Source organism: Mesorhizobium sp. WSM4814 (genome assembly GCF_055811595.1).
Genome location: NZ_JBVVQT010000002.1, coordinates 603,188 through 624,108 on the forward strand (window position 1 = coordinate 603,188; position 20,921 = coordinate 624,108).

Below are 20,921 nucleotides of genomic sequence, written 5' to 3' on the forward strand. Positions count from 1 at the left end.
TCATTGCGTGGCCACTTTCGGTGCGGGCTCGGGCCCCAGTACCGCTTTCGTGGTGTCGTCCAGCTCGACGCCATACTTGTTGCGCAGCCCGATCAGATAATCGCGGCTGAACTCGGTCTGCTTCGCAGAGCGCCACTCAGAAAGGACCGCATCCCTGACCGTCTCGAAGGGCTTCAGCGCGGTCGCTGTACGCTGCGTGACGAGCACCAGGTGAAAGCCATAGCCGGATTTCATCGGCCCCTGCCATCCGCCGGCTTCGAGTGCAAACACCGCGCGCGCAAAATCGGCACCGAACATCCCGGACAGCGCCAACTCGTCGATATCGGCGAAGCTGTCGCCGAACAGCAGCCGGTCGCCCGCGGTCGAACCGTCCTCTGTATTCGCTGACAGCGCACCCAGCGCGGCGGTCGCGTCCGCCGCGGCATCCTTGCGATGCTCCGGGTTGAAGTAGACCTGCCTGAACGAGAGTTTTCCGGGCGTCTCGAAGTGTGCAGAGTTGGCGGCATGGAACTGCCGCAGTTCCGCTTCGGTCGGCTCGGCAAGCTGGGCCGTGTCCTCGACAAGGAATTTCAGCTTTTGCGCCAGGCGGCGGCGGATTATGGTGTCGTCCTGCTCAAGGCCCATCTCCTGCGCTTCGCGCGCCATCACTTTCTCATTCAGCAGATCGTCGACAAGACCCTTGAGCTCATCGGCGGTTGGCTCACGCAGCCATTGGCTCGACCAGGTCTGCTTGAGCCAGCGCACGTCGCCTTCACCGATCCGGATCGGCTCGGCGGCTGTGGCTTCGATACGCCTGTCGTTGAGCCAGGAATAGCCGCCAAACAGGATCGCACCGATGACGGCAAAATGCAGCAGAGGCTCCCTGAGCAATATCATACGCTTTCCTGCGCCCCCTGCTGTCGCATCCATGGTTCGGTCCAAGACGACAGCATCTCGCATCAGAGCCATTCGAGTGTGATACTTCGAAGACTACTTCTTTCGCTCCTGCATGGATGGTAGGCCCCAAAGATCCGGGGCGGAATGTAATTTACGTGGGCAAGCACGTAACAGGGCAACAACAAAGCCGCTGCTGAGCGTGTGAGGAGTCGTGCCAAAATTACGGTGAGCATCGATTGCGAGCCGATCACGTCGCACGACGATGCTCTCGCTCCGGCGAATTCATCAAAGCATCCGGCACCAAAGGGACCGTGGAGAAGATTTCGATACGATCAGTGACACTGTGCAATTCTAGCGGTCCCTGGCACAGTTTTGCCGAGCCACTTGGAGCCGGAGACGAACCTCGAAATTACGCCGCGCAGGCCAACCGAGGGGCTACCTCTTGCAATCTTTTGTGGCGGAGCCAACACATTCCTTGCCTGCACCCGATTTCTGGCTGGCCTGGGAACCCGTCAAGGCGCCGATGTGATTGCCCAAATTTTCTCTGCTGTTTTGATCGACGGCTGCAACGGGTGCGGCAATCACCAACCCTGCTGCGCTGCCCGCCGCTGCCGCCACACCGGTCGTTGCGTGAATGATGGTGTCGCCCAGGCCTATCCTGTTGTCGGTCAACGTCTGGCCGCCGGCCATACGCGCCCCGATCAGTTGCACGACCTGCGGTGACGAGGCGAACTTGCCGTGATGCAAAGGATCTCCGGATTTGACTTTCGTCAGATCGATGACGGTTATGTTGTTGCTGGCGAGATCTTCCTTGTATGGAGCTTGTTCCGGATCAATCGATCCGAGCCGGGGGATATCGCCCCAGACCCGTCGCGAAACTTTGAGCGCGCGATCGTCCTGCGAGACAAAGAGGGTGAACTGCGGGTGCTGTTTGCCCATGTCGGCAATCTGAGTGCGAAACACATCGACGTCGACGTCTGGCGCGGCCAGCATGACGTTCTTGAACTTTTTCGGAAGGCCGCCATTGCGGATGGCCATCTGGCGCAAGCCTTCCAGCGCAAGCCAGTTGCCCATCGAATGGGCTAGGATCGAAACTTCCTTTATCTGGGGATCGCGGGCAAGATATTGGAACAGCAGTTCAAGCGCATTTCGCGTGTAGTTGGTGCTTTCACGATCGTAGCCATACGCCAGCGCACTGCCTCGGGAGGGCCAGGTGACCAGGATCGGGACGCTCTGCGTGTCCGTGTCCTTTGCGATCTGCGCAAAGCGATAGACCGCGTCTTCAAAGCGATTGTTGAACCCGTGAATAAAGACGAGGACGCTGTGATCCGGGCTCTTCCTGACCGAGGCGCTAAGCCACCCCTTCGCTGTCTCGAGCGTCAATTCCTGGGCCTGCACGACTGCAAAATCAGTCGCCGGGTTTGATGGCAGCTTCTTGGGCCATGCAACCTCTCCAACCTTGCGGACCGATGGCGGAGGGATCGAAACCGTAATTTCGGCGAACGAGGGGGCCAGTCCGCGCTCGCCCGTATACATTTGTGCCGGATTGGAGGAACGACTGCGTGTCGTTGCGACCAGCATCTCCACCTTGCTGGAGGACGGCGAGGTATCGGCCACGGGCAGCAGCACATTCGTCGGACGGGACGCGCACCCCCACAGCAGGCCAACCAACGCCGATGCCAACAAGACGTTGCTGATACGCCTGACTTTGGACGGGCTCACGAAACAGTTCCCCAAACTCTTCTCCCGTTGGAAGTCGTCCCAGGCTCAGATCCGATCAGAACCGAAATCTGGCGCCGATGATTGGTCCCTGCATTGCTATGTCAAACACAAATCGGTCGTCGTCGTAGTCTACGGCAAGGTAGCGATATCCCGCTTCCAGCGTGACCCAATCACGGTACCGGTATTGAAGCGTGCCCTGCACTTGCCAATCGATGTCGGCGCCAAGGCCGAAGCCACCGACATCCGCCTCGCCATGGAGTCCGAAACCGTTGCCGAGAGCAACATCGCCGGCCACGCCAATAATGGGGTCGACCCAGGTCTTGCTGCCGCTGGCCTCTCTTACGGCGAGAGGGCCAGTAACGGTCAGATCCGCATCGAGGTGCCAAAGCCGTCCGCCGGCCAGAACGTCCAGGGTCGCGGTGCCATTGTCGACGACCCGATAGGAGCCGCCGAAGGTCCACACCACCGTGTTCATGTTCGCTTCGGCCGAAAAAAGAGCCAATGGGCCGGGCGACGTGCCATCGGCCTCGAGTCCCAGGTAGATGAAGTCGGTGAAAAGAGCGTAGCGGCCATTGCGCGCCTCGCCGGCAAGCATGACCGGCGGGGGAGACCAATCGATGTGGTCGAAGATCTGGCCGAAATCGACGTCGATATCTACCGGCGACAGGCCCCTGACGCCGACCCTGCCCTTCATTCCTGCCATCCAGAAATAGGGTTCTGCGGTGAAGGTCCAGGCCGGCACGGCTTCAGCAGGCACGGGCGCGGCTTCAGGAAGTTGCGTCGCAGCGTCAGCAGCGATCGCCGGCACCGCAAACAACGCTGCTGCTGTTCCCGCCGAAGCCAACACGAGAGCTCGGATGATTCCCATATCGAAGTCCCCTCTAGTTCCGTCTTTTACTTCATGGCCGATGCGATCGCGCCCACAGTGACAACATATCTGTATTCGCGCTGCTCAGCCAATGGATATCGGATTCCGATCTTTTTTGATGTCGACAGCGGTTCGTTTGGTTCGTGGCTGCCACGGACGGACAGTGCTGGGCTTACTTCAGGGCAATTCCCGTGCGGAATCGAGCCCGTCGGGTCCGCTATCGGGGCTTACCGTGACGACAAGCAGGGCCGGGAGCACGGCTGCTATAATTTGTGGAGGTCGATTGCCAGACAGAAATTCCAAGCCAGCCTCCGCTTAATTCTGGCGTGGCGGCCAAGGAATGACGTGCGGTTTCCGGGCGGCATCCGCGCGCAGCACGGCTCCGACCTCCCCAACCAACCGATCCACCAGTTCCTGCCATTCGGCTCGTCTGGACTCGCGCAATGCCGGCGGCACCTTGTCGATCCTCAAGAGTGCCAGCTCCGCTTCTGCAAGTTCCTCGCACATATCCTGAAAGCCCTCACTTCGGCCCAACAGCCGATGGATCGCCAATTCAAATTGCGGGAACCGACGAACCGCCGCCGAGACCGCTCTTTGTCTATCAGCCGGTTCGTCGTCCATCCTCATGGCGCAAATTCGTGTTTTTCCGAAACCACCGTAGCCTATCGCAGGGAGGCGGCTGCGGAATGTAAGTTACGTGGGCGACAGGGTAATTTCTGAACATCCATAGCGGTCGGCACCAAGCCTAAAATCGCAAATTCAAATTGCGCTGCCGGCGAGGCCGCCTAACTCTTTGATCCGTTGTCATCCGCCGGTGCATTGCGCGAACCGTCGCCGTCGTCCCAGCGTTATCCGTTCAGACTACTGGGAGTATTGCAAGAACAGGCTCGCGGTTATAAATTGCGCAGCGAGGGTAACCGGCGAAAAAAGAAATATAACTGGGAGTGGTCACCCCCAGAACGTCAGGTGAGGGAACCAAGGTGATCCGGGCGGAACCAGCCATAGGGAGGGAGCATGGGCTCGCCCCAGAGGATTGTCGTGCCCAGCTTGCCCTGATCCTCAACAGCGCGGACTTCGATGCAACCGGTCGCGAGCGCCGCTTCCTCAGCCATGTGGTTGAGGAGACGCTGGCGGGTCGCGGTGATCGTATCAAGGCCTATTCGATCGCAGTCGAAGTGTTCGGCCGTGACATGTCCTTCGACCCGCAGACCGATCCGATTGTCCGGATCGAGGCTGGCCACCTGCGGCGCGGGCTCGAGCGATACTACCTGACTGCCGGACACGACGATCCTATTCTCATCACGATCCCGAAAGGCGGTTACGTTCCAACGTTCTCGGTGCGATCGCCCCTCGAGACCATTGAGCCGGACTTGCCTGTCGACCGAGCAGAGAAAGTCTCGCCCCCTGCTCGATGGATGAAGGCATCATGGCTGACGGTGGCTCTTGCGGCAATCGTCGCGGCATTGGCTGTTCTGGCATTGGGATTGGCGAGGAGCGACGTTCGCCCGACTTCGCCTGAGATCCCGCGACTGCTGGTCGAGACGTTTGACGACCTTTCAGGAACGGAAGCCTCCAGGGCGATTGCGAGCGGATTGAGGCAGGAAGTCGTCAGCCAGCTTTCCAAGTTCAAGGATATCGTGGTCGTGGAGTCGGCCGCAAAGGAGGAGGATCCATCGATCTCGCCGGCAAGATTTGTCCTGGCCGGAAGCGTGAACCTGTCGACCGATGCCTTCCGGCTTCGGGTCCGGCTGCTCAACCGGGCGGACAACTCGGTTCTATGGGCAGAAAGCTATGATGGCGGGCTGAAAGTGGCGCAGCTTGTGGAAGTCCAGACGGACATCGCGCGTAATGTGTCATCTAGCCTGGCCCAGGCATACGGCGTCATCTTCCAGGCAGACGCCAATCTCCACGTCGTCAATCCGCCCGACGATTGGGCCGCCTACTCTTGCACGCTTTCTTTTTACGCATATCGGGTCGGTGTCGATGCAGAAAGCCGGTCATCGGTACGCGCGTGCCTTGAGAAGGCGGTGGACCGCTTTCCGACCTACGCCACCGCCTGGGGTCTTCTCTCGCTAATCTACATAGATGACTACCGATTCGAGTTTTCAGCCGACCCGGCAGAGTCCGCCGCTGCGCTCGATCGCGCCTTGGCGGCGGCAAGGCGATCTGTGGGGCTTGATCCTGTCAACATCCGGGGACGCCAGGCCGAAATGGTTGCGCTCTATTTCCACAAGGAGATCGATGCCGCATTGAAAGTGGGCAAGCAGACTTTAACCATCAACCCGAACGACACCGAGTTTATGGGTGAATATGGAGAGCGCCTGGCGGTTTCTGGAAATTGGCATGACGGATGCCAGTTGATAGCGGAGGCGCGTCAGAAGAACCCAGGGCCAGGCTACTATGACGTGGATCTGGCTCTTTGCTCGTATTTCAGCGGGGATTATACGCAGGCAGCCATGTGGATCAACAAATCGCCATTTCCGTCGAATCCGATCTATCATCTGCTTGCCGCTGCCGTTTTCGGCGAGGGAGGATACAAAATCGCGGCTGATCGCGAGGTCGCATGGCTGAACCAAAATCAACCTGATTTGGTGAACAACATGCGCCAGGTGGTTTCGGCGCGGTTGGCCCGTTCGCAAGATGTCGAGTTTTTCCTCGGCTCGCTAAGGAAAGCGGGCCTTGGCGTCGCAGACTGACCATAATTCTGCAGACAGGATCCGACTAATTGTTACGTGCAGAGCTGCCCAACGACTCCCGGGCCGTCTCGAAGAAGCTCAAGCAGTCCGGCGGCTTTACCTCGGAAGTCAGCGGCGCCCGCCTCTCACCTGCCCTGCGGCGAAGCCGGCATCAAAAACAACGAGATCTGGATGGACGGAAGTGTTCGTTCGAATGATGCCATTGCGTTGTCTTGAGCGCAGGTTTTGCTCAGCCAGCACAGCGCCTCCTCTTAAGCACGCTGGCGGTCTTGGCCCGGCTGCCTGCTGACAGTCCCCCAATAGAGCTGCCGGGCCACTCGAACTTGCTCAATGGAAGGCGCGGACTTCCAGGATTAGAACCAACAGGCACATCAGAGGCATCATCTTTGGCGAGGTGCTGCGTCATTGAGCATTTGCCAATGAAGGATAATGGCTGAAAACGCAAAAAAACCCCGCCGCTCCATTTGCGAAGCGGCGGGGGCCCCCCACTCGCCCCCCATTGATGCCCACGCAATTGCGGTGCCAGACGTGTTGACCCATTGCGGCGCACCTTTGATGCCACGACGGCCTGTCGCAGTTGCGAGGGCTGTATCGAGCCGGTCGATGGAGTATCGACTTTTTTGCCGCAAACGGTTTCGCGCCGGAACGCTTGCTCGTCTGGATGGTTGGTTGGGATGCAGGAGATGCGAGGCGTGGCCAAGAAGCTGTCAATCGCGCAAACGTTGCGACGAACCTCTGATCAACTGAAGAGGATCCGGAAACACGTCGCCAATGGCGGTCATGTGGACCAGATGCAAGAGGTCGACGCCTTGGTAGGCCTCGCCAAAGAAGTGGCCGATCGGCAGTTGGCCGGGTATGAAGGCCCGGCAGATGAAAACGACGGCTCAGTGCAGGACAATGACGATGCAAAGGACTGAGCGTTGTCGACCGGCTCCTGACATTCCGCGATAACGGAATTACTTGATTTGCCAAGATCGATACTATCCAGCGGTGGCGGACCCCCCAATCCGCCTGGCCGGCGCCGTCAAGCGTTCTTACCCCACGCCCCCCAAGCGGCGCCGGCCGCTCGGCTGCGCACCCTCGTGTCAGGCCCGAGAGCATGCTTTTGCACAACGTGCATTGGACCAGCAGACGCGCCGGTTTGACGGGTTTTTTCTGCGACTTGCGGCGATCTGTACACGCGCCACGCAATCGGGAGATTCCCATCGCTCTCGGCGGCCTTTAATACCCGATCTGCGATATCGCAGCGGATAATGGGATCGTCTGTTAGATGATCCATTGGATTCTGTGGATTCTGTTTGAAAAACATCTCCGCCCCCGCGCTTGGCGCTGAGAATGCTCAACGGATACCGCTTTGAACAGTCGTCAAATGACGACCACAGACGAATTTATACGTCATCCCACGAAGGCCACTTTGGCGTAATCGCAAGGAGCCGAGACGCGGATCCTGCCGTTGGTCGGCGTAACAAAAGCTTGTAGCCGGGAACGACCACTCGACGACTCGCGTTTGTTGTGAAGGCCCGCTTCTTTGCACAGGCAGCGAGCCTCGAAGGTTCGCAATGCCGCACCGGCGTTTCAATCGCACCCGCCTCAGCCCTCACGATCTGGCTATTTGTGAACGCGTGTATGATCAGGTTTGTGCAGAAGAACACATCGACCCTTTGAGCCGGGATGCCGAAGCCTTGGCGGTGATGATTGTCGCAATCTTCCGAAACATTACGACCAGTGAGCGCGAACTGCTGGAGGAGGTCAGGTCGCTTCGTCGTCCAAAGGGCGCAGAACAGGCGCGCTAGCTTGGCGGCTTTCCCTGACGAATCGTTCTTGTCCCGCTTTGGCACAGCCGGATTGGCATCGTAATTGCTTTTTGAGTCTCGCCAGAGTGTAGCCACAGCGCTTGCGAAGGAGATGGAAATGGGTTTGGCCGAAGACCTGTCTGATGTTGCCCTCACATTCGCTTGTCCGGATTGCTCGCATCCGGCGGTAAGGAAGGGCTCTGCGCTGAAAACGATCGCCCACTTCAGATGCGACGGGTGCAACGCCAAGGTGCGGATCACTTATCCGCAGAAACTGGCGATCTTCGAAAAGCACAAGCTATTGACTGCGCATGGGGCATGGCAATAACTCAACGCTGCTTATGCGGTTAAGAGCCAGGTTCGACTTCCCTGTGATTCCAAAGGGTTTTGGCGAATTGATGAATTGATTTGTAAGATGATAGGATCCCCGATCGCCCGGAAACAACTTGGCCGAGCATGGCTGCGCCATGAACTTATTTGACGGAGGCCGAACGCCATGGTTGAACCGCAGCTCCCATCGCCTGCAAGGGCCTCCGATCGTATTCAACTCCAGGTGGTTTGAATTTGACCACGGCAATTGAGGACATTTTTCGGCCGCTTGCATTAACCGCGCGGTTGCTTGTCCAGTGCTGGCCGCAGCTATTGCTTGTCGGCTGCCTGGGCATGATCGCTCGTGGTCTGCTGCTTCAGGGCGCCGTGACGATCGGCCTGCAATTCCCGCTGGGCGGAATGGTCATGCTGTCGCTGGTGGTCCTCGCCAAGCTGACGGTGCTGGTCATGATGTTCGTGGTGCTCCGGCCGCATATGCCGGCGGTGGCGGCACTGAGGCAAAAAGCCAAAAAGACAGTGGACGAAACGAAACGGGAGCCGGTCCTGGCGATTACCGCCGCTGCGATCCTGCCGTTCTTCGCCTATTACGCCGCCTGGGGTTTTCTTGGCGATACGGTTCGCGAATATTCGCGCATGGCGCTCGCCCAGGCCGAGTTCGGCAAGAGCGTCGACATCTTCGCCATTCTTCAGTCAAGCGGCGTGGCACTGTCGATCGTCATATGCTGGCTGGTGCGTTTTGCCGCCAAGCGACTGGATGCGCGCGCGTCTCACCCCTACTGGCGGCTGCTGATCGTGGCGACGGACGCAACCTGGGTCTTCATCGGCCTTTATGCGCTCGGCGTATGGAAGGACCAGTTCATCCGCTGGCTTGGCGCAGGCGCCGCTTTGCAACAATTCAGCCTCGATTTGCTTGCGCCGATAAGTCAGGCGGCCGCGGCCGGCCAGTTCGTTCCCGTGGAGTTCCGGCCGCTTCCCTTCGGCGAGCAGCTTCACAATCTATTCTTTTTCGCGTTGCTGCCGATTGTCTGGCTGGTGATGGCAGCGATCATCAACGGCTATGAGCTTTCCGCGCCGGCCGCTTCCGGTCCTGCGCCATCCCAAGCGACCTCCTGGCAGAAGTGGCTGAAGGATTTCGCGTCTCACTTCGTTGGCGGTTACCGCAGCCGCTATTCGCCGGTCTGGACCTGCGTCAAGCTGACGCTCAGTGCCGGCCTGGCCACGCTTGTCACCTTCGTCATCGCCTATCAGGCCATCTCCTGGGCCGGCGCCTGGGCATGGTATGGCCTGACGAGGCTGATCGGAGCGCATGATCTCGGGACCTGGCAGGTCTTCGCCGATGCCATCAGCCTGTTCATCGGCAGCCCAAGCGAACTCGACGGAGGAATCCTGCTCGACGCGGTCAGGGTCGCGCTGCTTGCAGCCGTGCTCGAAACCGCAGTCGCGATGGCTGGCGCAGCGAATGGCGTCAGGTCCGCGGCTCGCTGACGCTGAGATAACTCGGCAGCGCCGAGTAGAGGGCGATCGACAGCCTGAGGCCGCTCGCCGCAGGTGGGATCGAAAAGCTGGCAGCCATCCGTGCCGGTTTGCCAGGCTCCGTCGCCGCGAATGCCATGCCGCCGCACAGGGACCGTTGCTCGGCCCCCGGATACTGCTTCCTGACCACCGGATCGGCAAACAGGGTTGGCCGCCATTCGCGACCGCTGCCATCGGAAAGCCGCACCTCGCAAGGTACCGAGCCGAGCGCTTTCGGGTCAGCAGCGAGAGCTTCGAATTCGGCAAGCACGACGACGCTGCCCGCGCTGCCTGCCAGTCTGGTGAAGCGTGTCACGGTCCAACTGGCGCCGGCATAATCGATCGGCTGTCCCAAGCTCGCAGATAGCGGCTGGCGCAGATGTTGGGAGCGCCAGTCCTTGATGCTTCCCCACGTCTGCACGGCCAGCGCGGCAGGCAGTGCGACCACCAGCGCCATCATGCTCAGCCAGTAGCCTCGCCGCGTTGACGTCACCTTTGCGGGAGAACTGTCCATGGCGGCCTTTCTTCGTTGCGGCGTATGATGATAGCCGGCTCGATGTCCTTGCCGGAAATAGTCGTGGCGATGCGGATCTCGTCGTCGAGCGGCAGCAATTTTGTGGGTGCGACCACGACGGTGCCGCCGGCGACGGCATCCTCCGGCACTTCGAAGACCAGAAGGACCCGGCGTGGCAGCCCGGGCTGGTAGACATCGCCCGGCATCATTTCGATCGTCGCCCACAAGCGGTCGGTCAGGACATAACGGATGCCGCTGCGGCTCAGCCACTCGCCCGATGTGAGACCCAGGGACTTGAATTTCGCTTCGGCCTCGCCTTCGACCACAACCCATACGCCGGAACTCGTGTAGGTCTTTGACTTGCCGAAGGTCTCGACGTTGAGCACACGCGCCACCCTGGCGCTGTCCAGCGAAAGCGCGAAGGCGCGGGCCTCCACACGCTTGTTCATGCCGCCCGAAGCGACTATCGGCGATGTAATGTCGCTGTACAGCGGACGCGTATGCTGCATGCCGTAGAGCACGGCGGCAGCGAACAGCAGCGCCAGCGCCGAACGCAACATGCGTATCATGGCGCCTTCTCCACCGGCAGATCGACCGTCGCAACGGGATCACGTTCGAACCACCCGCTTGCACCGTAGACATTGTCGCGCAACTTGTAGATCTGGCCGGTGACGGTGATCGTCACCTTGTCGGGCACGGGCACACCGGCCGGCCACTCCCAGGCCATGGTCAGGCGTTCCGGCATGTTGGGATTGAAATATCCCGCCAGGTACTTGTCACGCTCGAGATAAACCGTTGGCATGGGCAGCTTTTGCGCCGGCGCGCTGAGCGTGACGACGCGATGGAGCACGTTGTTGGGAGTGGCGGAACGGTTCACCACATCCATATCCACCATCACAAGCTGCACGGGCCGCGATGGCGGAACGCCTGTCGGCGGAACGGTTCCGACACGTGCCGTTCGCAAGGTCACAAACCAGCGACCGGCATCGATTTGCTGGCCCGCCTGCACAACCGGCGTCCTTGGCGGGTGGGCAGCTTCGTAGAGCGTCATTGAAAACGAGATTGCCGATGCGGCCAGCCCGCCCAGGCCTGCAATCAGAAAAGCATACAGCCGTTGCCGTATTGTCGTTCGTGTCGGTTCCGTCATGCGCCGTGCGGTATGCGATGGTCCTCGGGCCAGCCTTATACGATGCGAAAATGATTTGTTACAACAGCAGTGGCAGGCATCTCCAAAGGGGTTCAGCGCAGGCCACCAGCCGCGCAATCGGATCGTGGCCCGCCCGGCCAGTGTTCAATCTCCGCGGCTGACGCCAAGAGCGGCATTAAGTCCGATGGGCTCGCCTAAACCATTCGGCCCCACACCATTCGATAGAGGCGCCGGGCTCGGCTCGGCGCCCCCTCACCTCTTCACTTATCCGACCACACCGCCAGCTCGTAGCCGTCGGGATCGGAGAAGTGGAAGCGGCGGCCGCCCGGGAAGGAATAGGCGGGCTTGACGATCTTTCCGCCGGCTTCCTCGACATGGCGCTGGGTCTCGTCGAGCTTGTCAGCATAAAGGATCACCAGCGGCCCGCCTGCCGCCTTGCCCTGGCCGCCCAGAGCGAAGCCGCCGGTCAGGCGGCCGTCGTTGAACTCGCAATAGCTCGGCCCGTAGTCCTTGAAGGACCAGCCGAAAGCCTTTCCATAGAAATCGCGCGAGCGCGCGATGTCGCCGACGGAAAACTCGACATAATCGATGCGCATGTCGTTGCTGGATCTGGCCATGATCTTCTCCTTTCGCGGTTTTTGGATGCTCAGCGCTCGAGCATTGCCTTCAGGCTGTTGAGGTCGCGCTGCACGGCCTCGGCGTCGGCAGCGAATATCTCCTCCGTCATGTCCGGCGTCCTCAACAGCACGAACATGACCTCCGCGCCGGTCCCGTTAGGAACCACGCGCACCGCATTGCGGGTTTCCTTGTCATCGGCAAAGACGATGTGATCGAGGACGCCGTATTCGTTCGGCCGGGAGAAGCGGATGCGGATGGGCCGGCCGTCGAAGTCCTCCGCGGTCCATTCCTCGCCCGATCTTTCGAAGCGCCTGCCGAGGCCTGCCGCCCAGCGCTGGAAATTCTCAGGGATGGAGGCGAAGTCATAGACTTCGCGCCAGTCCCGGTCGATGGACAGGGTGATGATGCGGGATTTGTAGATCGTCATATCTGCCTCCTTTCAACGAAGGCAGACTAGGCCGCGTTGGCGGTGGCGTATTGAACGAAACGGCCAGCTCAGGCGCCGAGCTGCCGCAGAACCGTCGCCGGCGAGAAGCCCGACAGGCGCCGCACCTCGCGCGTCAGATGCGCCTGGTCGGAATAGCCCGCCTCGAACGCCAGACCGGCCAGGCGCGGCTCGGTGGACTGCCGCGCCAGGTTCAGGAACCCCTGGAAGCGGAGGATGCGGTCGAGCGTCTTCGGGCCATAGCCGAAAGCCTCCTGGCAGCGGCGGCGAAGCGTTCGCGGGCTGACGTCGAGCCGGTCGAGGATCACCGCCATGCCCGGACCGGCGGATTCGGTTTTCAGCGCGTTGAAGGCAAATCCCATGTCCGCAGGCGGCGGCTCGACATCCGGCGCAAGCCTGCAGAGTGCCGCTTGCATCGCCCGCATCCGCTCTATCGTCGAGGACGCCTCGCCAATTTTTTCGGCGATTTCGCGCGCAAGCGCTCCCCAGAAGTGGCTGAGCGCCACCCGGCCGCCGACAATTTCCGACATCGGCAGGCCGAGCCATCGGCTTGCCGCACCCGGTCGGAAGCGGGCGCCGATCACCGTAGAGCCAGGTGTCAGAGTAGAGAGGGCAACGGCCACGTCGGGGCCCGCCACGACCAAATCGCCGTCGATCCAGGTGATGTCGACGCAGCCGTCGGGGACCACGGCCGACAGGCTCGCCGCGTCCGGGCGCAATGTATTGGACCAGGCACACTGGAAATGCCCTTCGAGTGCGGCCGCAGGATCGAACTCGCGGTACTCCCCGATTGCCCCGGAAAGGATTGGTGCCCCGGAAGGGACGGGTGTGTTGTCGGACGTCACGAGCCTCTCCTGTGAGGAACTTTAGGCATCGTACCCTTCGGTCCCCGAAATCTATTGCGCTGGCGGCGGGCTTCAACCCTGTCCTCTGTGCTCCACCTCTCGTTTGGGGCCTGCACTGTGAGCGGGCGTCTGCGGTGCAATGCGTCTTGACGACCGGGGCGCCGTTCGATTGGCAGCTTTCACCGGCTGCTGGAGATGTCGCCCGCGATAGGCAGTTTGCCGTCTTTATCGCCATGGAGCCTTGACGCACGGGAACCATACACGTTAGGGCGTCCGGGCACGAACGATTGGCGACCAAGCAAGGAAATTCCAGCTGATGGAAATTTTTACCGCCGCCGGCCTCGCGGCCCTGCTCCAGGTCATTGCCATCGACCTTGTGCTTGCCGGCGACAATGCCATCGTCATCGGCCTTGCTGCGGCGGGCCTGCCGTCGGATCAGCGCAAGAAGGCGATTCTCGTCGGCATTGCGGCGGCCACCGTGCTTCGCATCTTCTTCGCTCTGATCACCCAGTGGCTTCTCACCATCGGCCCCATTCTCCTCATAGCCGGCGGCCTGCTGCTGCTTTGGGTGTGCTGGAAGATGTGGCGCGAGTTGCGTGTCAGCTACGAGCAGGAACATGACGCGACGGAAGCGTTGTCGAATGTCGATTATGACAAAAGCGGGACGATTGGCGGCAAGGGGCCGCGCAAGACCTTCGCTCAGGCAGCCTGGCAGATCGTCATTGCCGACGTTTCGATGTCTCTCGACAACGTCCTTGCAGTCGCCGGCGCGGCGATGGACCATCCGACGGTCCTGATCATCGGCTTGGCGCTGTCGATTGCGCTGATGGGCTTCGCCGCTTCGTTTGTCGCTCGCCTCCTGCATAAGTACCGCTGGATCGCCTATATCGGCCTGGTGATCATTTTCTATGTCGCCGTGAAGATGCTTCTGGATGGTGCTGTGCAGCAGTGGCCCGAACAGTTTGCGTTCCTGGCGCCCTGGTTCGGGCCGGGCGGTCATTGAAACCTGAGCAGTGCCGGTCTTAGCGTGCAGGCCCGCCCGAGGCGCCAAGCCATTCCTCGGTTTGCCTGATTGCGGAACTATGCTATTGCGCCGTGCGAATTGAGCTTCTGCGAAAGTTCAAAAGATCAACATGCATCGAGACTTCCGGGCCGGGCCTAAGGGTTTCCGGCCCGCGTCCATTGGAAAGCGCAAATGTCTGCCCCTCGCGTCAGTTTCGTCAGCCTTGGATGCCCCAAAGCCCTCGTGGACTCGGAGCGCATCATCACGCGCCTGCGCGCCGAGGGCTATGAGATCGCGCGCAAGCATGACGGCGCCGATCTGGTCGTCGTCAACACCTGCGGCTTTCTCGATTCGGCTCGCGATGAATCGCTCAATGCCATCGGCTCCGCCCTTTCGGAGAACGGCAGGGTCATCGTCACCGGCTGTCTCGGCGCCGAACCGGACGTCATCCGCGAAAAACATCCCAACGTTCTCGCCATCACCGGTCCGCAGGCCTACGAGAGCGTGATGGCTGCGGTGCATGAGGCCGCGCCCCCGAGCCACGATCCCTATGTCGACCTTTTGCCGCCGCAAGGCGTCAAGCTCACGCCGCGCCACTATGCCTATCTCAAGATTTCGGAGGGCTGCAACAACCGCTGCACGTTCTGCATCATCCCGGCGTTGCGCGGCGATCTCGTTTCGCGGCCGGCGGCCGACGTGCTGCGCGAGGCCGAGAAACTGGCCAAGGCCGGCGTCAAGGAAATCCTGGTGATCTCGCAGGACACCAGCGCCTACGGCATCGACATCAAATACCAGACCAGCATGTTCGGCGATCGCGAAGTGCGGGCCAAATTCCTCGATCTGTCGGAGGAACTCGGCAAGCTCGGCGTCTGGGTACGCATGCACTACGTCTATCCCTACCCGCATGTCGCCGATGTCATCCCGCTGATGGCCGAAGGAACGATCCTTCCCTACCTCGACATTCCTTTCCAGCACGCCTCGCCGCGAGTGCTGAAGAACATGCGTCGGCCCGCCCATGGCGAAAAGACGCTCGACCGCATTCGCGGCTGGCGCGAAATCTGTCCGGATCTGGCGATCCGCTCCACCTTCATCGTCGGCTTCCCCGGCGAGACGGACGACGATTTCGAGATGCTGCTCGACTGGCTGGACGAAGCCAGGATCGACCGCGCCGGCTGCTTCAAATACGAGCCGGTCAGGGGCGCCCGCTCCAACGACCTCGGCCTCGAACAGGTACCGCAGGAGATCAAGGAGGCGCGCTGGCACCGTTTCATGCAGCGCCAGCAGAAGATCTCGGCAACGCAACTCGCCAGGAAGGTCGGCAAGCGTCTGCCAGTGCTGATCGACGAGGCGCATGGCACCTCGGCGAAGGGCCGCACCAGATACGACGCACCCGAAATCGACGGCTCGGTGCATATCCAGTCGCGGCGCCCGTTGCGCGCCGGCGATGTCGTCACCGTCAAGATCGACCGTGCCGACGCCTACGATCTTTACGGCTCAGCGGTCTGACCGCATCTCGCCCTACGGCGCCGCGTCCTTTCGGGCGACAAAGGACGCCGCATAACATAGCACCTGATTTTGCGCATGACCCTTCCCGAAATCGATCCCTATTTCGGGCTCTTGCTAAACGAAAGGGCGCCGCGCGGCGCCCTTCCTGTCAAGATTTTGGCCCATCTTGCGCTTACTGCGGCAGCTTGTCGTCGACGCCCTTGACGTAGAAGTTCATGCCGAGCAGCGTCGGGTCGTCGGCGACTTCGCCTTCCTTCAGCCACGGCGTGCCGTCCTGCTTGGCGATCGGGCCGGTGAACGGGTTCCATCCTTCGACGATCTTCTTCTCGGTGGCTTCCGCCATCGCCTTCACGTCGTCGGGCATGTTGGTGTAAGGGGCCATTTTAACGGCGCCGTCCTTGATGCCCAGCCAGACATTGCCGGGTTTCCATGTGCCGTCGAGCGCGGCCTTCACCCGGCCGATATAGTACGGGCCCCAATCGTCGACGATCGAGGTCAACTGCGCCTTGGGGGCGAACTTGATCATGTCCGAAGACTGGCCGAAGCCCTGCAGTCCGCGCTCTTCGGCGACTTGCAGGGCAGCGGTCGAGTCGGTGTGCTGGACGATGATGTCGGCGCCCTGGTCGAACAGAGCCTTGGCGGCATCGGCTTCCTTGCCCGGATCGAACCATGAATTGATCCAGACGATCTTCGCCTTGAAATCCGGCTTGATCGACTGGGCGCCGAGCATGAAGGAATTGATACCCATCACCACTTCGGGAATCGGGAACGAAACGATGTAGCCGGCGACGCCCGACTTCGATTGCTTGGCGGCAATCTGGCCGAGGATGTAGCGGCCTTCGTAGAAGCGTGCGTTGTAGATGCCGAGATTTTCTGATGTCTTGTAGCCGGTCGCGTGTTCGAACATCACGTCGGGGAATTTCTTGGCGACCTTCACTTCGGGGTCCATGAAGCCGAAGGACGTACCGAAAATGATCTTGCATCCTTCGCGCGCCAGGCGCTCGAACGCACGATCGGCATCGGGACCCTCGGAGACGTTCTCCAGATAAGCGGTCTCGACCTTGTCGCCGAGCGCCTTCTCCACGTCCAGGCGGCCCTGGTCATGCTGGTACGAATAGCCGAAATCACCGATCGGGCCGGTATAGACCCAACAGGCTTTCAGCTTTTCCTGCGCTTCGGCGGTCGCCGCCAGCGACAATGCCGCCGCCGCGGTCATCAGCGCAATAAGCAGTTTTTTCATCGTGTTACCTCTCTGAGTTAAGCCTTGGAGCTTCCCGTTTGTCTTTTTATCGTCAGCGATCCGGAACGAATGGCTGCCCCAAGGAAGCCGGTGTGTTCATCATCGTCAAACGCTTGTTGCGCGAGATTAGAACGAGAACCACGATGGTTGCCAGATAGGGCAACGAAGAAAGCAGTTGCGAGGGAACCGGAATGCCGAAAGCCTGTGCATGAAGCTGGCCGATCCAGACCGCGCCGAAGATATAGGCGCCCGCCAGCACCCGCCATGGCCGCCATGATGCGAACACGACCAGCGCCAGCGCAATCCAGCCGCGCCCGGCGGTCATGTTCTCCACCCATTGCGGCGTATAGACCAGCGACAGGTGGCCCCCGGCAAGGCCCGCACAGGCGCCGCCGAAGATCACTGCCAGATAGCGGTAGCGGATGACCTTGATGCCAAGTGCATGGGCCGATGTGTGGCTGTCGCCGATCGAGCGCAGCGTCAGTCCGGTGCGGGTCTTGAACAGGAACCACATGACGGCGGCGGTCAATGCAATCGAGATGTAGAAGATCGGGTCCTGGCCGAACAGCAACCTGCCGACGACGGGCATCGCTGTCAGGCCGGGAATGTCGAGGTTTGGCAGCCTCGCGCCGGGCTGGCCGACAAAGCTGGTGCCCATCATGCCGGAAAGCCCCAGGCCGAGCAGTGTCAGCGACAGGCCGGTCGCAACCTGGTTGGTGGCCAGCGACAAGGTCATGACGGCGAACAGCAGTGAAAACACCGCACCCAGGGCGATCGCCGCCAACAACCCGATCCATGGCGATCCGGTGAGATAGCCGGCGCCGAAACCGCCGACCGCCCCCATGATCATCATGCCTTCGACGCCGAGATTGAGCACGCCGGAACGTTCGACCACCAGCTCGCCGATCGCCGCGATCAGCAAAGGCGTCGCCGCGGTTGCGATGGTCAAAAGAATGTTGACGGTGATGTCCATCAGCGGGCCTCCTCCAGCTTCGGCGCGGCTTCAAGCGTCGGCGCAGCCAGGCCGATCAGACGAATGCGGTAGTGAATGAGCGTGTCGCAGCCGAGCACGAAGAACAGGAGCATGCCCTGGAACACGCGCGCCACCTTGTCGGAGATGCCGAGCGCGCTTTGCACCGCCTCGCCGCCAAGATAGGTCAGCGCCAGCACCAGGCCCGCCGCGACAATGCCTAATGGATTGAGCCGGCCGAGGAACGCCACGATGATGGCGGCAAAGCCGTAGCCGGGCGAAATCACCGGCTGCAGCTGGCCGATGGCGCCGGAGACTTCCGAGATGCCGGCAAGTCCGGCCAGTGCCCCCGACAGCATGAAGGCGAAGAACACCATCCGGTGGATGCCGAAGCCGGCGAAGCGCCCTGCCCTGGGGCTTGAGCCGAGCACGCGGACCTCAAAGCCCTTCAGCATGCGGCTCATCAGGATCCAGACCAGCACCGCCGCGACCAGCGCGAACACGAAACCCCAATTGGCGCGGCCGGAGGCCGGCATCAGTTCCGGCAATATCGCCGAGTCGTTGAACTGTATCGTCTGCGGGAAATTGAAACCCTTCGGATCGCGCCACGGCCCGCGCACCAGCCAGTCGAGGAACAGCTGCGCGACATAGACCAGCATCAGGCTGGTCAGGATCTCGTTGGTGTTGAAGCGCGCCTTGAGCAGGGCGGGAATGGCGGCGTAGGCGGCACCGCCGACCATGCCGAACAGCAGCATCAGCGGCAGCACCAGCGGCCCTTCAAACTGCGGAAACAGCACCGGAATGCTCGATCCGACGATGCCGCCCAGGATGAACTGGCCTTCCGCGCCGATGTTCCAGATGTTGGCTCTGTAGCAAACCGACAGGCCGACCCCGATCAGGATGAGCGGTGCCGCCTTGATCGCCAGCTCATGCAGCTGCCAGACCTGACTGACAGGCTCGAGGAAGTAGATTTGGAACGCCTTCAAGGGATTGACGCCAAGCAGCGCGAACAGGATGGCGCCGGCAATGATCGTCAGCACGAATGCAATGAAGGGCGACAGCGCCGAGAACAGCATCGAGCGCTGCGGCCGTTTGACGAGTTCGAGGCGCATCATGACGTCTCCAGAGCGTGTTCGGCGTGGCCCGGCTCGGCCCCGCCCATCAGCAGTCCGATCTTTTCGAACGTCGCCTCGGCGATCGGCAAAGGCTTCGACAACTCGCCATTGTGCATCACCGCGATCGCGTCGGATATCTCGAACAATTCGTCGAGATCCTGGCTGATGACCAGCACTGCCGAGCCGCTGCGCGCCAATTCGATAAGCGTCTGCCTGATATGGGCGGCCGCACCGGCGTCGACGCCCCAGGTCGGCTGATTGACGACCATGACGCTTGGCCTGCGGTCGAGTTCGCGGCCGACGATGAATTTCTGCAGATTGCCGCCTGAGAGCGCTGCCGCCTCCGGGTCCGCAGCGCTCTTGCGCACATCCATCGCCTTGATGATGCGTTGGGCAGCGGCATAGATCGCATCGCTTTTGACCATTCCGCCGGCGCCGACAAACACCTTGCCGTCGGTGGCATGGCGCGACAGCAGCAGGTTTTCCGAAAGCTTCATGCGCGGTGCTGCACCGTGGCCGAGCCGCTCTTCCGGCACGAAGGCAGCGCCCATCAGCCGCCTGCCGGTGATGCTGAGGCCGCCGGCGTCCTTGCCGCGGATGCGTACCGAGGCGGCATCCTGCTGCGGCACTTCGCCTGAAACGGATTCGAAGAACTCGCCCTGGCCGTTGCCGGCGACGCCTGCAATGCCGATCACTTCGCCGGCGCGTACGGTCAGGTTGATGTTTCTGAGCGGGATCGAGAACGGCGTTGCCGGCTTGCGGCTGAGCGCGCGGATTTCAAGCAGCGGCTGCGCGGTCTCGATACCCTGGGCCGGCGCGCGCACCACGGCCTGCACGTCGTTGCCGACCATCATGCGGGCCAGCGATGCCGCGGTTTCCTTGCGCGGATTGCAATGGCCAACCACCTTGCCGTGGCGCAGCACAGTGGCGCGGTCGCAGATACGCTTGACCTCTTCCAGCCGGTGCGAAATGTAGAGGATGGACTTTCCTTCCGAGCGCAGCCGTTCGAGCGTCTCGAACAGCTTGTCGGCTTCCTGCGGCGTCAGCACCGAAGTCGGCTCGTCGAGGATGATGAGTTGCGGCGTCTGCAGCAGACAGCGGATGATCTCGATACGCTGACGCTCACCGACAGAGAGGTCGCCGACCAGCGATTGCGGATCGAGCGGCAGGCCGTAGCTATAGGAAAGCGCCCTCGCCTTCGCGGCAATCGTGCTGATCGGCGAACCGTCGTCCAGCGACAGCGCGATGTTCTCGGCCGCAGTCAGTGCCTCGAACAACGAAAAATGCTGGAACACCATGCCGATGCCAAGCTTCTTCGCAAAGCCGGGATTGGTGATCTTGACCGCCTGGCCGTTCCAGAAAATCTCGCCCGAATTGGGCTCCAGCGTTCCGAACAGCATTTTGACGAGCGTCGACTTGCCGGCGCCGTTCTCGCCGAGCAACGCATGGATTTCGCCTTTTGCGACGGTGAGATCGATATCGTCGCACGCTGTCAGTGTGCCGAACGTCTTGGTAAGGCCACGAACCTCAAGCAGGTTGGCGTCGTCCTGATTTGCACTCACAGTGCCTCCCATCTGGTTTGCCAGATATGTTCTGTGTTCCCGCAGGCATGGTATGCGCGGCCTGCTGTCGTCGCAAAGCGGCACCCGTCTTGAAAGAGCTTCAAGAATTTCAGCGGAAACCTAACGCATCGGCCCGAAAATCGAAATCGATTTTCGGAA

Annotated in this window: 21 protein-coding genes and 1 pseudogene; 8 read left to right on the plus strand and 14 right to left on the minus strand. The window is 61.1% G+C overall.

Translation table 11 applies throughout. The features are described 5' to 3' along the window. Positions 1-876: a peptidyl-prolyl cis-trans isomerase gene (locus tag AC0L2V_RS06225; protein WP_473519671.1), complete on the minus strand. Its 876-nt coding sequence runs from the start codon at positions 874-876 to the stop codon at positions 1-3. A gap of 236 nt (positions 877-1,112) precedes the next feature. On the opposite strand from AC0L2V_RS06225, the pseudogene AC0L2V_RS06230 reads away from it, so the two are divergent. Further along, a pseudogene (locus tag AC0L2V_RS06230) lies at positions 1,113-1,223 on the plus strand (mechanosensitive ion channel domain-containing protein); the annotation flags it as partial. Positions 1,224-1,311: 88 nt separating this feature from the next. Here the strand turns inward: AC0L2V_RS06230 and AC0L2V_RS06235 are convergent. The 3 genes from AC0L2V_RS06235 to AC0L2V_RS06245 form a co-directional block, all read right to left on the minus strand. After that, positions 1,312-2,574 carry an alpha/beta hydrolase gene (locus AC0L2V_RS06235; protein ID WP_473519700.1) on the minus strand — a complete coding sequence of 421 codons (1,263 nt, stop codon included), beginning with the start codon at positions 2,572-2,574 and terminating at the stop codon, positions 1,312-1,314. Positions 2,575-2,653: 79 nt separating this feature from the next. Further along, entirely contained in the window at positions 2,654-3,415 is a 762-nt protein-coding gene (locus AC0L2V_RS06240; protein ID WP_473519672.1) for a porin family protein, read from the minus strand. Between the two features lie 366 nt (positions 3,416-3,781). After that, complete coding sequence (locus AC0L2V_RS06245; protein ID WP_473493192.1) at positions 3,782-4,093, minus strand: hypothetical protein; 312 nt, start codon at positions 4,091-4,093, stop codon at positions 3,782-3,784. Between the two features lie 353 nt (positions 4,094-4,446). Between AC0L2V_RS06245 and AC0L2V_RS06250 the strand changes: the two genes are divergently transcribed. The 5 genes from AC0L2V_RS06250 to AC0L2V_RS06270 all read left to right on the plus strand — a co-directional run bounded on the left by AC0L2V_RS06250 (position 4,447) and on the right by AC0L2V_RS06270 (position 9,770). Next, complete coding sequence (locus AC0L2V_RS06250) at positions 4,447-6,162, plus strand: hypothetical protein (RefSeq protein WP_473519673.1); 1,716 nt, start codon at positions 4,447-4,449, stop codon at positions 6,160-6,162. Between the two features lie 692 nt (positions 6,163-6,854). Next, complete coding sequence (locus AC0L2V_RS06255) at positions 6,855-7,079, plus strand: hypothetical protein (RefSeq protein WP_473507700.1); 225 nt, start codon at positions 6,855-6,857, stop codon at positions 7,077-7,079. A 642-nt stretch (positions 7,080-7,721) separates the two neighbouring features. Further along, a complete protein-coding gene (locus AC0L2V_RS06260; protein WP_473519674.1) occupies positions 7,722-7,955 on the plus strand; it encodes a hypothetical protein in 234 nt (77 codons plus the stop codon). A gap of 118 nt (positions 7,956-8,073) precedes the next feature. Next, the gene (locus tag AC0L2V_RS06265) at positions 8,074-8,283 is read left to right on the plus strand and encodes a hypothetical protein (protein WP_023801824.1); all 210 of its coding nucleotides are present in this window, start codon (positions 8,074-8,076) and stop codon (positions 8,281-8,283) included. Between the two features lie 335 nt (positions 8,284-8,618). Then, positions 8,619-9,770: a hypothetical protein gene (locus AC0L2V_RS06270; RefSeq protein ID WP_473519675.1), complete on the plus strand. Its 1,152-nt coding sequence runs from the start codon at positions 8,619-8,621 to the stop codon at positions 9,768-9,770. Here the strand turns inward: AC0L2V_RS06270 and AC0L2V_RS06275 are convergent. The 6 genes from AC0L2V_RS06275 to AC0L2V_RS06300 all read right to left on the minus strand — a co-directional run bounded on the left by AC0L2V_RS06275 (position 9,751) and on the right by AC0L2V_RS06300 (position 13,366). Continuing rightward, entirely contained in the window at positions 9,751-10,311 is a 561-nt protein-coding gene (locus AC0L2V_RS06275) for a hypothetical protein (RefSeq protein WP_473519676.1), read from the minus strand. The two genes, AC0L2V_RS06270 and AC0L2V_RS06275, sit on opposite strands and share 20 nt — an antisense overlap. Then, positions 10,287-10,880 carry a hypothetical protein gene (locus AC0L2V_RS06280; protein ID WP_473519677.1) on the minus strand — a complete coding sequence of 198 codons (594 nt, stop codon included), beginning with the start codon at positions 10,878-10,880 and terminating at the stop codon, positions 10,287-10,289. The genes AC0L2V_RS06275 and AC0L2V_RS06280 overlap by 25 nt, the downstream gene beginning before the upstream one ends. Further along, a complete protein-coding gene (locus AC0L2V_RS06285) occupies positions 10,877-11,362 on the minus strand; it encodes a hypothetical protein (RefSeq protein WP_473519678.1) in 486 nt (161 codons plus the stop codon). Before AC0L2V_RS06285 ends, AC0L2V_RS06280 begins: the two co-directional genes overlap by 4 nt. A gap of 356 nt (positions 11,363-11,718) precedes the next feature. Further along, positions 11,719-12,075, minus strand: a complete 357-nt coding sequence (locus tag AC0L2V_RS06290; RefSeq protein WP_473519679.1) for a VOC family protein — start codon at positions 12,073-12,075, stop codon at positions 11,719-11,721. 29 nt (positions 12,076-12,104) lie between these two features. Then, entirely contained in the window at positions 12,105-12,503 is a 399-nt protein-coding gene (locus AC0L2V_RS06295; protein WP_473519680.1) for an SRPBCC family protein, read from the minus strand. A gap of 68 nt (positions 12,504-12,571) precedes the next feature. Next, positions 12,572-13,366 carry a DUF6597 domain-containing transcriptional factor gene (locus tag AC0L2V_RS06300; RefSeq protein WP_473519681.1) on the minus strand — a complete coding sequence of 265 codons (795 nt, stop codon included), beginning with the start codon at positions 13,364-13,366 and terminating at the stop codon, positions 12,572-12,574. A 316-nt stretch (positions 13,367-13,682) separates the two neighbouring features. On the opposite strand from AC0L2V_RS06300, the gene AC0L2V_RS06305 reads away from it, so the two are divergent. Both AC0L2V_RS06305 and rimO read left to right on the plus strand, forming a co-directional pair. After that, positions 13,683-14,369, plus strand: a complete 687-nt coding sequence (locus AC0L2V_RS06305) for a TerC family protein (protein ID WP_023801832.1) — start codon at positions 13,683-13,685, stop codon at positions 14,367-14,369. Between the two features lie 192 nt (positions 14,370-14,561). Then, the gene (gene rimO, locus AC0L2V_RS06310; RefSeq protein WP_023801833.1) at positions 14,562-15,875 is read left to right on the plus strand and encodes a 30S ribosomal protein S12 methylthiotransferase RimO; all 1,314 of its coding nucleotides are present in this window, start codon (positions 14,562-14,564) and stop codon (positions 15,873-15,875) included. A 172-nt stretch (positions 15,876-16,047) separates the two neighbouring features. Here the strand turns inward: rimO and AC0L2V_RS06315 are convergent, their stop codons facing one another. From AC0L2V_RS06315 to AC0L2V_RS06330, 4 genes are read right to left on the minus strand one after another with little or no spacing between them, the layout of a single operon-like run. Further along, positions 16,048-17,115 (minus strand): BMP family ABC transporter substrate-binding protein, encoded by a 1,068-nt coding sequence (locus AC0L2V_RS06315; RefSeq protein ID WP_023801834.1) that lies wholly within the window; start codon positions 17,113-17,115, stop codon positions 16,048-16,050. Positions 17,116-17,167: 52 nt separating this feature from the next. After that, positions 17,168-18,088 (minus strand): ABC transporter permease, encoded by a 921-nt coding sequence (locus AC0L2V_RS06320; RefSeq protein WP_031255985.1) that lies wholly within the window; start codon positions 18,086-18,088, stop codon positions 17,168-17,170. After that, on the minus strand, positions 18,088-19,200 hold the full coding sequence (locus AC0L2V_RS06325; protein ID WP_128169542.1) for an ABC transporter permease: 1,113 nt from the start codon (positions 19,198-19,200) through the stop codon (positions 18,088-18,090). The genes AC0L2V_RS06320 and AC0L2V_RS06325 overlap by 1 nt, the downstream gene beginning before the upstream one ends. Then, the gene (locus AC0L2V_RS06330; RefSeq protein WP_473519682.1) at positions 19,197-20,774 is read right to left on the minus strand and encodes an ABC transporter ATP-binding protein; all 1,578 of its coding nucleotides are present in this window, start codon (positions 20,772-20,774) and stop codon (positions 19,197-19,199) included. The genes AC0L2V_RS06325 and AC0L2V_RS06330 overlap by 4 nt, the downstream gene beginning before the upstream one ends. Positions 20,775-20,921 lie beyond the last annotated feature (147 nt).